The following is a 13,031-nucleotide window of genomic DNA, read 5'->3' as shown; positions in this document are numbered from 1 at the left end:
ATTATCTGATTAATATGATAATACTTTATGATAAGTTGTATATAAAGATAAGATAAAAAGGATGATAAGCATGCAAAAGAGACCAGACGCAAATGAATATAATCCGTATTATTCAACGTACATAAATTTAATACCAAATGGAGATATCATACGTATTCTAGAGCAACAAATGAAGGAAACAAATCTTTTATTGAAAGATATTTCTGATAGTGAGGGACATTTTCGATATGCTCCTAATAAATGGAGTATAAAAGAAGTAATCGGTCATATTGTGGATACTGAACGTATTATGGCATATCGATTGCTTTCCATAGCAAGAGGCGAGACAGCAGAACTTCCTGGATATAACGATGATATGTATGTTCTTAGAGCAGCTTTTGATAAGCAATCTATGCAAGATCTTCTTGAGAATTTAATAGTTGTTCGCCAATCTACTGTGCATTTGCTTAAAAGTTTAGATAAAGAAGCCTGGTTACAAAGGGGAATCGCGAACAATTCTGAAGTCACGGTTCTTGCATTAGCAAACATTATCGCTGGTCATGAGCTTCATCATCGTCAAATTATAAAAGAACGTTATTTGGGTTCTAATGCATATCCAGCATGTTAAAATAAAAAAATAGTAGTACCTGCAAAAGAAGGAAGAAATGCATACCAAGTGTATATAAACGATAGTATGTTGTCTAAAAAAGAGCTTGAGAAAGTTTTACTTTCGGTGGTGGAATAGTGCGTGGTATGTAGAGACTAAATGAAAAACGGTGAAAGTAATAACTGATTCGTTTTTTATACTCATAATATTATTATGTAAACAAATTTAACGGATGTACATTTGTTAAATGATTCAATATTTTTGATTTTTCTATGGCTGTATCAGTATGATGTTCTTAGGGGGATCATATGTGTAAATACAAAAGGGTCATAGCGATTTCAGGAAGTATTAGGGAAGGGTCATCCAACACAAACGTATTAAAAACTTTAGCAGCATTTATTCCAGAAGGTATAGATTACACTATTTATAATGGGATAGGGGAACTACCTCATTTTAATCCGGATGTAGATCGAGTTGGAGCACCGATTGTTGTTGAAAAATTTCGAAAGACATTAAGTGAGGCACATGCACTTATTATTTGTACACCAGAGTACGCAAAAAGTATTCCAGGAGTTTTGAAGAATGCATTAGAATGGCTTGTTTCATCAGCGGAACTTTATAAAAAGCCAGTTGCTATTATAACAGCTTCACCGTCGATTGCTGGAGGGGATAAAGCTCATGAATCATTATTACTTACGCTAGGTATGCTAGATACAATTGTCGTTCAAAATGGTTCGCTATTAATCTCATCAGCGCGCACTAAATTTAGTAATGATGCAAAGGTAACAGATGAGGATACAAAGGAAGCTCTTATCTCTTTAGTTCAAAGTGTAGTAGACGAGATAAAGAAATAATGATTTAGTTCGTATTAAAGTGAAAATGGACTTTTATAATAATAAAAGATAAAAGCAATGCTACGGTTAGTTCAAATGTAGCACTGCTTTTTTATATAGTTAAATATATGTACTCAAAATCTCCCCAGGCAATCCATCAATCTCGCAAACTTTTTCAGATGTAAAACCGAAGTTTAATAATATTTTACGAGAGGGGATATTATTCGGATCAATAATTGCTTTTAATACGTTTACTTCTGTTTGCTTCGCTATATGCATTAATTCCTTTGCAATCGCACTACCATATCTCTTTCCCCAGTATCCTGGCAAAATCATATAACCAATTTCAGCCTCTTTTTCATTTTCCTCACTGAGTGTAACGTGTCCAAGGCCGATATATTCATTTGTAATAGAGTCATACACTTTATAGGAGCCAAATAGCCGATGCTTTTCGTTGCGCTTTAACAATTTTTCAAAGTCATTTTGTGCCTCATCTAACGGAATGGCACGCTCGGTAATTTGCGCCATCACTTCTTCATTTGATACGAGTTGGAAATATTGATTGAAATCTGTTGCTCCATATTTAGTAAAATATAGCTTTTGCATAATATTCCTCCAAACCAATTTTTATTTGTTCTTCAGAAAAGAAAAAGTAAGCTAAATCGTAATTTCAATTTGATTACCTTCCGGATCGCCTATCACACTTTCGTAATATCCATCTCCAGTGAAACGAGGTCCACTTAATAAAGGGTAACCATCATCTTGTAATGTTGTAGTAAATGTATTTACACGTTCTTCACTACCGACAGAAAAAGCCATATGTGCATAGCCAGTTATATGAAGGTTAGGCTGGTTTTCTATACCTTTTTTACGCATTAGTTCGATCCTTGCTCCAGATTCGAACGTAATAAAATAAGATTCAAATTGTTTCGCTTCATTATGATATAAAGAGTTTGATTTACCGTTAAAGTATTTTATATAAAAATCACGCATTAATTCTAAATCATTTACCCAAATTGCGATATGTTCAATTTTCATAGGTTCCACCAATCCTATCTGTACTAATTAGGCTTTCACTGTATAAAAACTGTATTTATATTACAAGGGATTTGATTTGGCAAAAAAGATAATTTTTAATTTTTAGTTGTGTCCGTACATACAATGTGTAATTAAGTGAATGACTTACATAGGAATTACAGAAAAGGGTGAATGAGGCTTATGAGTCAATTTGAGCAAATGATGTACGTTGGTGTCATTATGTCTATTGTACTTTCCGTAATGATATTGGGGTCTGTATATTATAATCCTCGTCTATCATTAAATGATTATCCGAAAGATATTCAAAAGGTAGTTCTTCCGAAATCAATTCATGAAAAAAAGCAAACGATTTACTTTAATATTGCATACAATATAATTCTTTTCGGTACTCCTTTCGTTTCTACATATATACTACATCAACAAGAAAAATTATTGTATATTGAAGCTTATTTACATACTTTAGGCATTTTAATGATCTTCAATTTAGTAGATTTAATTATAATTGATTGGCTTATTTTTTGCTGGATTACTCCGAGGTTTGTTGTTATTCCTTGTACGGATGGGATGAAGGGATATAAAGATTACATGTTCCATTTAAGAGGGGCTATAGTCGGTACTTCATTTTTAGCAATTGTAAGTTTATTTCTGGCAGGAATTGCAACGACTATTTAGTAAAAAGAAAAAGGATTAGAAACGTTTATATAAGATAAAGAGATTGATAATTTATAGAATTAAAAATGAGAATTTGATACTATTGGAGTAAAGGGTTTTAATAACGGTATATTAGGCAGTATAAATATATCATTGCAAATGTTTTGATATTCCGTGAAATTACCTAATTTTATGGGAGCATTTCATAAAACCCAAAAAAAGCAATGGAGGCTAATATGAAAAAAATAATTGGCGCAGCAACAGCAACAGTTTTTGGATTGGGGGCTTTTACTACATCTGCTATCGCAGAAACGATCGTAACAGCGGATGTACTCAACGTACGTGAAAAGCCAACTACGGAATCAAAAGTTATCGAAAAAGTAAAAGAAGGACAAAAGTTAAAAGTAATAAATACCGAAGAAGGATGGTCAAAAATTGATTTAAATGGTAAAGAATTGTTTGTAAGTTCGGAGTTTACAAAAGATATTTATCATGTAACAGCAAACTTGTTAAATGTACGCTCTGAAGCAAACACAGAATCAGAAATTCTTGGTAGACTGAAAAAAGATGATGTAATTGAATCAACGCATCAAGCAAAAGACGGATGGCTACAATTTGAGTATAAAGGAAAAACAGCTTATGCAAATGTTTCTTTCCTATCAAGTACAGCACCAAGTGAAAAGAAAGCTGGAGAGAAAACGAAGCAAGTAGCGAAAGTACAAAAAGCGGTAAAAGCTAAGGAAGAAGCCAAAACGCAGAAAGTAGCAAAAATACAGGAAATAGCAAAAACAAAAGAAACAACAAAAATGCTGGAAGAAGTAAAAGTACAAGAAGTAGCAAAAGGTAAGGAAGAAAAGAAAGTGCAAGAAATAGCGAAGCCTAAAGAAGAAACAAAAGTACAAGAAATAGCGAAGCCTAAGGAAGAAGCAAAAGTAAAAGAGGTAGAAAAAGTTAAAGAAGAAGCGAAAGCCCAAGAAATAGCAAAGGCTAAGGAAGAAGCGAAAGTACAAGAAATAGCAAAGGCTAAGGAAGAAGCAAAAGTAAAAGAGGTAGAAAAAGTTAAGGAAGAAGCGAAAGCCCAAGAAATAGCAAAGGCTAAAGAAGAAGCGAAAGCCCAAGAAATAGCAAAGGCTAAAGAAGAAGCGAAAGCCCAAGAAATAGCAAAGGCTAAAGAAGAAGCAAAAGCCCAAGAAATAGCAAGGGCTAAGGAAGAAGCAAAAGCCCAAGAAATAGCAAAGGCTAAGGAAGAAGCAAAAGCCCAAGAAATAGCAAGGGCTAAGGAAGAAGCGAAAGCCAAAGAAATAGCAAGGGCTAAGGAAGAAGCGAAAGCTCGAGAAATAGAAAAGGCTAAAGAAGAAGCGAAAGCAAAAGAAGAATCTAAAAATAACACACAGTCTGCTAAACGTGAATTAACGGTAGTAGCGACAGCATATACTGCTGATCCAAGTGAAAATGGTACATATGGTGGACGCGTTTTAACTGCGATGGGGCATGATTTAACGGCTAATCCGAATATGAGAATTATTGCAGTTGATCCGAAAGTAATTCCTTTAGGATCTAAAGTATGGGTAGAAGGTTATGGAGAAGCTATCGCTGGAGATACCGGAAGTGCAATTAAAGGTAATCGCATTGATGTTTTAATGGGGTCAAAAAGTAAAGCTATGAATTGGGGAAGACAAACCGTTAAAGTGAAAATTCTATAATATATATAGTTATCTAGATAGAAGTCAGTTCTCTTTATTGAGGCTGGCTTTTATTTTTTGAGTTAGTGTGATTCATTGAGAAATTGACAAGAACAGTATGATGGCAACGAAGGGTTAATATATAATGAAATATATAAATTAAATTATTTGCTAAGCACTTTCACTCATATTCGTGTAATTAAGTTCAAAGGATAGGTGTATTGTATGAAAGAAGTAAGAGAAATTATTGAAACAAAGAAACAAGGTGTATTTGAATTGTATATAAAAGAAACCGAAGAAAAGTTAGGTGTTGTTTTCCCGGCACAATATAGAGATCTTTTTAAATTAGTAAATAACGCTGAAATAGGGGAATGGATATTATATCCTATTAAAGATAATAAAAATGTAGCAAAAACTTGGGATGATGTAGTTAGACAAAATATTGAGTTGAGAGATGAATATATATCTGAAGACCTTATGATAATTGGTGACGATGGTTCAGGGGATAAATTGTGCTTTAAAATACATAACGGAATAGTTTGTGATGAAATATATATTTGGTATCACGAAGATGCGGAAAGGGAAGAAATAGCCCGAAATTTAAAAGGATTTATTATAGAAACTATGCAGGAAGACGATGCTTTTTAGTGTTAATTAATATAATATGGTGGATCACATTTATATAAAGCGAGGATGGAATATGACAACGGAATTATATGGCGCATATTGCAATGAAAAGAAAGGGTATAGAGTAATCGAAGGGAAAGATTTGTATAATCATTATTTCGGCGATCAAGATTGTCATTTACCAGTATGTAAGTTATGTGGTGAGAAGATGCACCAAATCATTTGTTTTGATTTGAATGATGAGCGGCTTGCTGAACTTAAAAGTGGAGAACTAAATATTTTACCATTAGTTTCATGCTTGAATTGTGCAATGGTGTGGGAGCCACAATATTTCCAATTAAGTAATGGAGGTAAAACAGTTCAAATTATACGGCAAGAAAATACAGAAGAATGGGTAATGGAAGAGGAAGATAAGCTTCCAGTTTCATTACCAAAAACAACTGTAAAGCTTATAAATATGAAAAATGAAGATATACCTACTGATGAGAATAGTTACTGGGAAGCTTTTGACTTGTTCGGTTCAGAATATGTTTGTAGATTATTAGGGGCACCATTATATGAAGATCTTCCAGAGGATTTTGCATGTCCAACTTGCTCTAAAGAAATGAAGTATGTTGCTACAATTACACAAGATATTAAGGAACGGAAACTTATTTCAGTAGTTGATTTCCAGTTCGGGGAAATGAATATATATTTTTATTTATGTAAAGATTGTTCAATTATAAAAACCAAAATATAAAGTACATAACGAAAATAAGACTGACATATTCTGTCGGTCTTATTTTTGTATCGTTACATCATTAAGAATCGCATGAAATATATCTTTTTGCGTAAAAGCATCTGTAAAAACAGTCTCCCTATTCACTACAATTGTATCGTGAGGATTGTACCATTTTCGTAATGAATCCTCTCCAAACTCAATTCGTTTTTCTCTTGTATTATGGCGTCTGATCGTTTCCTCTAATGATAAATCGAAGTAGTATGTATACGCGTTTCCATCAAAGTGGTGTATTAATTCTTTCAGCATATTACCGTATCTACGACTGTTTAAAATACCTTCTAAAATAACAAATTCACATTTTCCTTTTCCATACTTTGTAATTTCAAATAGTAAATCATGAGATAAGTTACCCATTGTGTCGTGTACTTTTAGCATATCTCTACGCACGACATCTTGTGAGACTAATAGTGTACCTTGCCCGAAATGTTCTTGCAGTTCCTTTGCGATTGTTGTTTTGCCACTTGCGGAGTTTCCCCGAAGGATAATTAAAGTTGATTTTTGTATAGGATTAGACATCATATATTTCCCCCAACATCTTTGATTGTATAGAAAATTTTAACAAATAAAGTGAGGAAAGTGTATAATCAATATGATAGAAATAAAAAAGGTGAGAGCTAGATGGAAGATACATTAAATAAAGTGCAGCCGATTTGGAATTGAATTTGGTTTCGGTATTTAGGGGCATTTTTAATTGTACAATTCATTTTTATTATTTGTGATGTTACTGAATGGAAACCAAACTTTAGACTGGGCGGAGAGTTTTTTAATAGAGTTTTACATTCTCAATTTTTCACGGAATGGTTCACACCATATAAAATCTCGCAATTGAATGTATTTACAATATTTTTTGCGATAACATTACTACCATATGCACTAGTAGGTGCAAGTAAAGATGTAATAGTAAAGAAAAATATACAGGAACAATAGAGGTGTCACATGCTTTTTCAAAAAGGAGATTTATTGGTTAGGTACGTAATAGAAGATGACGCACCTATCATGTCTAAATGGTTAACAGACCCAGAAGTTTTGCAGTATTACGAAGGACGCGATAATCCGCAATCTGTAGAAATGGTGCTTACTCATTTTATACATAATCCAAACAGCCATGAAAAAAGATGTTTAATAGAATTTGATGAAGTGCCGATCGGATACATTCAAATGTACCAAGTTGATTCTGAATGGAAAGCGTTATATGGATATGAAGAATCGCAAAATATATGGGGGATGGATCAATTTATCGGAGAACCGACCTTTTGGGGAAAGGGAATCGGAACAAAACTCGTTCAAGCAGCGATTACATATATTGTAGAGAACGTGGGGGCGGAAGCAATCGCAATGGATCCAAAAGTAAATAATGAACGTGCGATAAAGTGTTATGAAAAATGCGGATTTAAAAAAGTGAAGATTTTAAAGGAACATGAACTGCATGAGGGGAAATTAGAAGATTGTTGGATGATAGAATATAAACAACTATAGTGAATATCCAATGGCTTATACAAACAAAGGGGATGAGCGAAATGAAAAAAGCATTAATAGTAATTGATGTACAAGCAGGTATGTATACAGCAGGAATATCAGTACATAATGGGGAAAAGTTTTTAGAAACATTACAAGAACTCATTGGGGAATGTCGCTCAAATGATATTCCGGTTATGTATGTCCAACATAACGGGCCAAAAGATCACCCGTTAGAAAAAGGGACAGATGGCTGGGAGGTGCATGCGGCAATTGCACCAAAAGAGGGTGATAGTATCGTTGAAAAGACGACGCCAGATTCATTCCATAAAACAAACTTAAACGAAGTGTTACAAGAAAAAGGAATTGAACATGTTATTATTTCAGGCATGCAAACAGAGTACTGTGTGGATACGACAACGCGCAGAGCATGTAGTGAAGGGTATAAAGTAACGTTAGTAAGTGATGCACATAGTACATTTGATACAGATGTGTTACGTGCTGAAGATATTGTGAAGCATCATAACGTAGTGTTTGGAGCGTTTGCTGATGTTGTGACGTTAAAAGATTTGAAAGTGGCTGCCTCTAAATAAGAGGCAGTTTTTTATTTGAAGATAACATATCAAATATTGTTGGTAAGTCTATATAATTTCATGTACCGAAATGATAGTACAGAAAAAGGAGCCCACATGATTAAAAAGGGAGCTCCTTCATCAAGATGTTACTTCTTCTTATCTTTATCCAATACATTCTGTTCTTCAGCAAACTCCGTACCATATGCAAATCGGCGATTAATATGAATATTATCGTTGTGATGTCTTGTGTGTGAGTTAGAGAAGCGATGTACAATTACTTCTGATAATGTGAAGACAATCGCTGAAAGGATACTTCCCCATGCAATTTGCATGTAGTTGTCTAATAAAATATTACCGAAAATCCAAACGCTTAAATACGCTAATAAGAAATCTGTCATAATGGCACCAGTATTGCCAATGCGATTTAAAATAATTTTATCAACGAACATATAAGATACGATTGTCACAAAAAGACTGAATGAAATAATTTGGACGAACGTTGCAGGGAAAAATAAAGCTAGTCCGATACTAAATGCGATAATGCATGATATGAATTTGATAAGTACTACAGTAAAACCATTCAATAGTTACACCTCCGATTTATACATAGTTTTGCAATAAACTCAGGAGTTCATACATTGTAACTAATATATTTAAATAAAACTTTTTCATGTTCGAATTTATGTCTAAATATTAAAAAAATAACAAAAAAATGTTATAGTAAAATGAGAGTATATGACATTTTTAGGTAAGGGGTGAATCCAAATGTGGATTACTTCAGAAGTAGAAATTCCAGATGAGCTAATCGATCATCTTGAACAAGGAAAGTTAGTATTGTTTGTTGGAGCGGGAGTTTCTATGAAAGGGAAATCAAACTTACCGAATTTTGATGATTTAGTTGATGAAATTGCAAAAACTTTATATGTCGAAAAGCGTGAAATAACAGAACCTCATGATTATTATCTTGGTAAAATTGCGAAAACAAAAGATGTACATCAAGTTGCAAAAGACCTAGTTCATATAGAAACGTCAAAACCAAATCCGCTTCATTTTGCAATTCCGAGGTTGTTTCCTTTAGATACAGAAGTTCGCATTGTAACGACGAATTTTGATCGACATTTTACAACTGCGATGAACGAAATGAATAGAGAATTAAATGTTTATTATGCACCTGCTTTACCTACAGGTAGAGCGTTTAAAGGGCTTGCTTACATACATGGAAATATAGAACAAGAAAAGGAAGCTTTAATTTTAACAGATGGTGATTTTGGAAGGGCTTACTTAACGGAAGGATGGGCGAGAAGATTTTTAGTTGATTTATTCTCCAATTACACCGTTTTATTCGTTGGGTATAGCCATAATGACCCAGTAATGAAATATTTAGCAACTGGTTTACCACCAAGTACAAGGCGCTATGCATTTGTCGCACAAGGAGAAAATACGTATCACTGGGAACATTTAGGGATAAGGCCGATTGTGTATCCGAATAAATCAAATAATCACCAGTCCCTCGTCAAAGCGGTAAAACGCTGGGCGGAATTAATGGGGGATAATTATATTACAAAAAGAATGCGTATTCGTGACATTGTAACAGTGCCACCATCAGTAGAGCAGGAACAATTATCCTACATAAAACAGTCCATTAAAAAAATTGAAACTGTTCGATATTTTGTTGAATTTGCCCGAGATTATGAATGGGTGGAATGGCTTGAAGCAGAGGGGAAATTACGAAATTTATTTTTGCTTACGTCAACCTATGATGAAGTAGATGAATTGCTTGCAGAATGGTTGGTGGAACAATTTCTTTTTAGTCATCAGAAAGAATTATTTCAATTGATTTTTAAAAATCATTCTAAAATATCCCCGTTATTATGGAGAACAATTTGCAGCTATTTAAACGAGACGAAGATCAAAATGGACCCATTGTTGTTTGCAAGATGGACACTCCTTTTATTAGAAACAGCTGAAAAAGATAGTAAATCTATAGAAAAAATCTCTTACTTATTGCAAAAGTGTTTTTTTCCTGAGCATAAAGAAATTGCTTTATTGTTACTAACGTTTATTTTGGACGGAAAACTTAAGTTGAAGCGTGAAAGAAAGTTAGGAAATGATACGCAAGAATCCATTGAACTTGAGGAATCGAGTCGGTTACCGGTGTCTACATTTTCTCATGTGGAGCAAATTTGGAATGAGAAGATGAGACCGCATATTTCTTATTACGCAGTTCCCATTTTGATGATGGGATTAGAGAAGATGCGAATGTTGTCATTAAGACAAACGGCACTGAAAAAAAGAAATAAGGAAAATGTAGAAAAAGAGTTTCATCAAAATGACCTTGCATTTTTAATTCAAATTGTAAAAGAGTGTCTAATCTATTTATGTGAAAACAATGAGAAAAAAGCGAATTATTATATTACAGAAATGATAGAAGCAAATAGTTTGCTTCAAAAGCGAATTGCAATTGATGCGATGAATAAAAATTTATTTGTTAGCGTAGATGATAAAATGAAATGGTTGTTACAGGAAGGGCTTCTTTTAGATGTCACATATAAACATGAGGTGTTTCAACTTTTAAAAAATCATTACGCACATTCTTTAGAAAAAACAAAGGAAGAAGTCATTCAAACTGCAACGAAGCACCTTGCAGAGGAGAGGGCATTTGATGTTTGTTTAGTCTTAGATTTATTATTCACTTGTGATTCAAATAGTCCATCAACAGCACAAGGATACGAGCTAATGAAACAGAAACATCCGCATTTTCATTCTGTTCTATACAGTGTACCTAAAAAAAAGGCTATCGAACAAAGTATTACTTGTAATGTAACTGCCGATGGATTACTGCAGCTGAAAGACGATGAAATCATGAACCAAATTCGGCAATTTTCGAATGACGGTGTTTTTGAACAACGTCATTTTTTAGAGATGTTATCAAAGGCATGTAAATTGAATACAGAGTGGAGTATTTCATTTGCGTACCAATTAGTAGGCATGCATGAAATAAGTAACGAAGTGTGGTTTGTTTGTATTAGAGAGTGGCGAAATAACCGGAGACTGACAAATGGGCAAATCCAAAAAATTATTCCGCTGTTACAGAAATTTGTTAGAAACACTGCGTTTCATTGGTTAATTAGTAGTTTTCTATATGAGATTAGTAATCGATTAGAAGAGTTAGAGGAGAATAGTATACGGTTTGTAAAACGTTTTGCTTTTTCGGTATTTCCTCAAGTTATGAAAAGCGATACAGATTTTAAGATTGGAAAACAAGACTTTTATAATGAGTCGATTCAGCATCCTGTTGGAAAAATGACAGCTGTATTATTAAAACTGTTATCATATGATCATTTATACGATCGCAATGTGTATGAATATTTATTTTTATTTGAAGAACAAGTAAGAGTAAGTTCTGAACGGACAAACTTTATGTTTGCGCGTTTAATAGCAGATATTACATTTTTATATCATATTGAGAAACAATGGTGCCGAAAATATTTGTTACCTTACTTAGAATTAAAGAAAGAAAATGAGATTACGAAATATGCTTGGGCAGGTCTATGTTATACGCAAATAAATTTACCTTTATTTACTGAAATGAAGAGGTTTATTAAGTATGCAGTAGAGCATTTAGAAGTTTTACACCCGCATACGAGGGAAGCTTTCTTGAAGTGGCTTAGTTTTGTATTTATAAAATGTGTGCTGTATTGGGAACAAAAAACAGATTGGCTATATCCGTTGCTTATACGAGAAAATGAAGAGAATAAAATTAAATTTATGCAACATTTATGCTATTACGTTAAAACATTAAGTGTAAAAGAACAACAAAAATTTTGGACAGCTTGGCTCAGTATATTTTTACGAGAACGACCAAAAATGGGTGAGATAACAACGAGAGAATATGTAATGATTTTACGTATTATTTTATACATGGATGAGATTTTAGAAAAAGGATTACGTATTTTGTCGCGTACATTTATAGATGTAAATGGAGAATGTGCAGGAGAGGAAATGAAACAGTTATTTATTGAAATGCTTGAAAAGAAAGAGAGTATGAAAGCGTATAAAGAAATGTATGCAAATGTGTTTTTCACTTTACTGCAAACACGTCAGGAAGCTGATTTTCTTGAAAATGAAATCATACAAATAAAAAAACGATTAGCCCAGTTTGGAATAGAAAAACACGTATTAAACTTAATAGAAAATGAGATGATTCGCATCGGAATTGTAATGGGGAATTTACAAGAAGAAATATAGGACGAAAGTGGAATTTTAAAAAATATATAAAAAACATATTGACAGTGTTTTGAAAAGCGTTCTATAATACGAATCATACTTATTCAATTTCAAAAACATTTGAATAAACAAAGTGCAATGAAGAGATCACAGTAGTGGTTAGTCTTACTGTAACAGAGAGCTGGTGGTTGGTGTGAACCAGTACAGGGATAATCATGAATTACAGTCTTGGAGCATCTTTTTCGTAGTAAAGATAGGATTGTCTTTATGAAGAAAGAGCGGTCAATTGATCGTTAACAGTGAAGAGAGGTAGACGGAAAGTTAGTCTACAACTAGGGTGGTACCGCGATAAATATCGTCCCTACTGATTTATTCAGTAGGGACTTTTTGTATTTTAGTGGTCCAACTTGAAAATAAAATAGTCATGCATTGAAAGGAAAAGCAGTAGTTGTTGTTTCCCTGTAACAGAGAGCTGGTGGTTGGTGCGAACCAGTACAAAAACAAGAGCGAATTACAGTCCTGGAGCATCTTTTTCGTAGTAAAGATAGTATTGTCTTTATGAAGGGAAAGACGGTC

The 13,031-nt window shown here is 33.5% G+C and carries 14 protein-coding genes and 2 other annotated features (1 of these 16 cut by a window edge); of the genes, 10 read left to right on the top strand and 4 right to left on the bottom strand.

Translation table 11 applies throughout. The annotated features are described in order from the left end of the window. Window positions 1–70 precede the first annotated feature (70 nt). Together ACUN26_RS11560 and ACUN26_RS11555 are read left to right on the top strand one after the other, a co-directional pair. Window positions 71–607 carry a DinB family protein gene (locus ACUN26_RS11560; RefSeq protein WP_001172119.1) on the top strand — a complete coding sequence of 179 codons (537 nt, stop codon included), beginning with the start codon at window positions 71–73 and terminating at the stop codon, window positions 605–607. Between the two features lie 287 nt (window positions 608–894). After that, on the top strand, window positions 895–1,440 hold the full coding sequence (locus ACUN26_RS11555; RefSeq protein WP_000335421.1) for an NADPH-dependent FMN reductase: 546 nt from the start codon (window positions 895–897) through the stop codon (window positions 1,438–1,440). 99 nt (window positions 1,441–1,539) lie between these two features. Here the strand turns inward: ACUN26_RS11555 and ACUN26_RS11550 are convergent, their stop codons facing one another. Together ACUN26_RS11550 and ACUN26_RS11545 are read right to left on the bottom strand one after the other, a co-directional pair. Continuing rightward, entirely contained in the window at window positions 1,540–2,025 is a 486-nt protein-coding gene (locus ACUN26_RS11550) for a GNAT family N-acetyltransferase (RefSeq protein ID WP_001171007.1), read from the bottom strand. Window positions 2,026–2,076: 51 nt separating this feature from the next. Continuing rightward, window positions 2,077–2,457 (bottom strand): VOC family protein, encoded by a 381-nt coding sequence (locus ACUN26_RS11545; RefSeq protein ID WP_000687538.1) that lies wholly within the window; start codon window positions 2,455–2,457, stop codon window positions 2,077–2,079. A 180-nt stretch (window positions 2,458–2,637) separates the two neighbouring features. On the opposite strand from ACUN26_RS11545, the gene ACUN26_RS11540 reads away from it, so the two are divergent. The 4 genes from ACUN26_RS11540 (at window position 2,638) to ACUN26_RS11525 (ending at window position 6,156) form a co-directional block, all read left to right on the top strand. After that, entirely contained in the window at window positions 2,638–3,129 is a 492-nt protein-coding gene (locus tag ACUN26_RS11540) for a hypothetical protein (RefSeq protein WP_000077243.1), read from the top strand. A 215-nt stretch (window positions 3,130–3,344) separates the two neighbouring features. Beyond that, window positions 3,345–4,811: a cell wall-binding protein EntB gene (entB, locus tag ACUN26_RS11535; protein WP_000720110.1), complete on the top strand. Its 1,467-nt coding sequence runs from the start codon at window positions 3,345–3,347 to the stop codon at window positions 4,809–4,811. A 204-nt stretch (window positions 4,812–5,015) separates the two neighbouring features. Continuing rightward, window positions 5,016–5,438 (top strand): SMI1/KNR4 family protein, encoded by a 423-nt coding sequence (locus ACUN26_RS11530; RefSeq protein ID WP_000665933.1) that lies wholly within the window; start codon window positions 5,016–5,018, stop codon window positions 5,436–5,438. A 52-nt stretch (window positions 5,439–5,490) separates the two neighbouring features. After that, window positions 5,491–6,156, top strand: coding sequence for a hypothetical protein (locus tag ACUN26_RS11525; RefSeq protein ID WP_000206092.1), 666 nt, complete (start codon window positions 5,491–5,493; stop codon window positions 6,154–6,156). Window positions 6,157–6,195: 39 nt separating this feature from the next. Here ACUN26_RS11525 and ACUN26_RS11520 read toward each other — a convergent pair whose 3' ends face one another. Then, window positions 6,196–6,717, bottom strand: a complete 522-nt coding sequence (locus ACUN26_RS11520; protein WP_000987481.1) for a kinase — start codon at window positions 6,715–6,717, stop codon at window positions 6,196–6,198. A 141-nt stretch (window positions 6,718–6,858) separates the two neighbouring features. Between ACUN26_RS11520 and ACUN26_RS11515 the strand changes: the two genes are divergently transcribed. The 3 genes from ACUN26_RS11515 to ACUN26_RS11505 are packed head-to-tail and all read left to right on the top strand — an operon-like array spanning window position 6,859 to window position 8,246. Further along, window positions 6,859–7,125 (top strand): YfzA family protein, encoded by a 267-nt coding sequence (locus tag ACUN26_RS11515; protein ID WP_225988035.1) that lies wholly within the window; start codon window positions 6,859–6,861, stop codon window positions 7,123–7,125. Between the two features lie 9 nt (window positions 7,126–7,134). Then, a complete protein-coding gene (locus ACUN26_RS11510; protein WP_000898791.1) occupies window positions 7,135–7,674 on the top strand; it encodes a GNAT family N-acetyltransferase in 540 nt (179 codons plus the stop codon). 41 nt (window positions 7,675–7,715) lie between these two features. Continuing rightward, window positions 7,716–8,246: a cysteine hydrolase family protein gene (locus ACUN26_RS11505; RefSeq protein ID WP_000709524.1), complete on the top strand. Its 531-nt coding sequence runs from the start codon at window positions 7,716–7,718 to the stop codon at window positions 8,244–8,246. Between the two features lie 128 nt (window positions 8,247–8,374). Here ACUN26_RS11505 and ACUN26_RS11500 read toward each other — a convergent pair whose 3' ends face one another. Next, complete coding sequence (locus ACUN26_RS11500; protein WP_001013100.1) at window positions 8,375–8,812, bottom strand: YndM family protein; 438 nt, start codon at window positions 8,810–8,812, stop codon at window positions 8,375–8,377. Between the two features lie 181 nt (window positions 8,813–8,993). Between ACUN26_RS11500 and ACUN26_RS11495 the strand changes: the two genes are divergently transcribed. Then, entirely contained in the window at window positions 8,994–12,476 is a 3,483-nt protein-coding gene (locus ACUN26_RS11495; RefSeq protein ID WP_000265199.1) for a DUF4020 domain-containing protein, read from the top strand. A 108-nt stretch (window positions 12,477–12,584) separates the two neighbouring features. Then, window positions 12,585–12,821, top strand: a binding site (T-box leader). A gap of 54 nt (window positions 12,822–12,875) precedes the next feature. Then, window positions 12,876–13,031: a binding site (T-box leader), on the top strand; it runs 81 nt beyond the window's last position.

Source organism: Bacillus sp. WC2503, from assembly GCF_052682895.1.
Note: the sequence above shows the minus strand (reverse complement) of the source record. Positions and strands in the feature narration are given on the sequence as shown.

Coding starts and splice junctions, on each gene's coding strand:
- ACUN26_RS11560 (WP_001172119.1), top strand. CDS start 71: ATGCAAAAGAGACCAGACGCAAATGAATATAATCCGTATTATTCAACG.
- ACUN26_RS11510 (WP_000898791.1), top strand. CDS start 7,135: ATGCTTTTTCAAAAAGGAGATTTATTGGTTAGGTACGTAATAGAAGAT.
- ACUN26_RS11505 (WP_000709524.1), top strand. CDS start 7,716: ATGAAAAAAGCATTAATAGTAATTGATGTACAAGCAGGTATGTATACA.
- ACUN26_RS11555 (WP_000335421.1), top strand. CDS start 895: ATGTGTAAATACAAAAGGGTCATAGCGATTTCAGGAAGTATTAGGGAA.
- entB (WP_000720110.1), top strand. CDS start 3,345: ATGAAAAAAATAATTGGCGCAGCAACAGCAACAGTTTTTGGATTGGGG.
- ACUN26_RS11530 (WP_000665933.1), top strand. CDS start 5,016: ATGAAAGAAGTAAGAGAAATTATTGAAACAAAGAAACAAGGTGTATTT.
- ACUN26_RS11525 (WP_000206092.1), top strand. CDS start 5,491: ATGACAACGGAATTATATGGCGCATATTGCAATGAAAAGAAAGGGTAT.
- ACUN26_RS11520 (WP_000987481.1), bottom strand. CDS start 6,717: ATGATGTCTAATCCTATACAAAAATCAACTTTAATTATCCTTCGGGGA.
- ACUN26_RS11495 (WP_000265199.1), top strand. CDS start 8,994: ATGTGGATTACTTCAGAAGTAGAAATTCCAGATGAGCTAATCGATCAT.
- ACUN26_RS11545 (WP_000687538.1), bottom strand. CDS start 2,457: ATGAAAATTGAACATATCGCAATTTGGGTAAATGATTTAGAATTAATG.
- ACUN26_RS11540 (WP_000077243.1), top strand. CDS start 2,638: ATGAGTCAATTTGAGCAAATGATGTACGTTGGTGTCATTATGTCTATT.
- ACUN26_RS11550 (WP_001171007.1), bottom strand. CDS start 2,025: ATGCAAAAGCTATATTTTACTAAATATGGAGCAACAGATTTCAATCAA.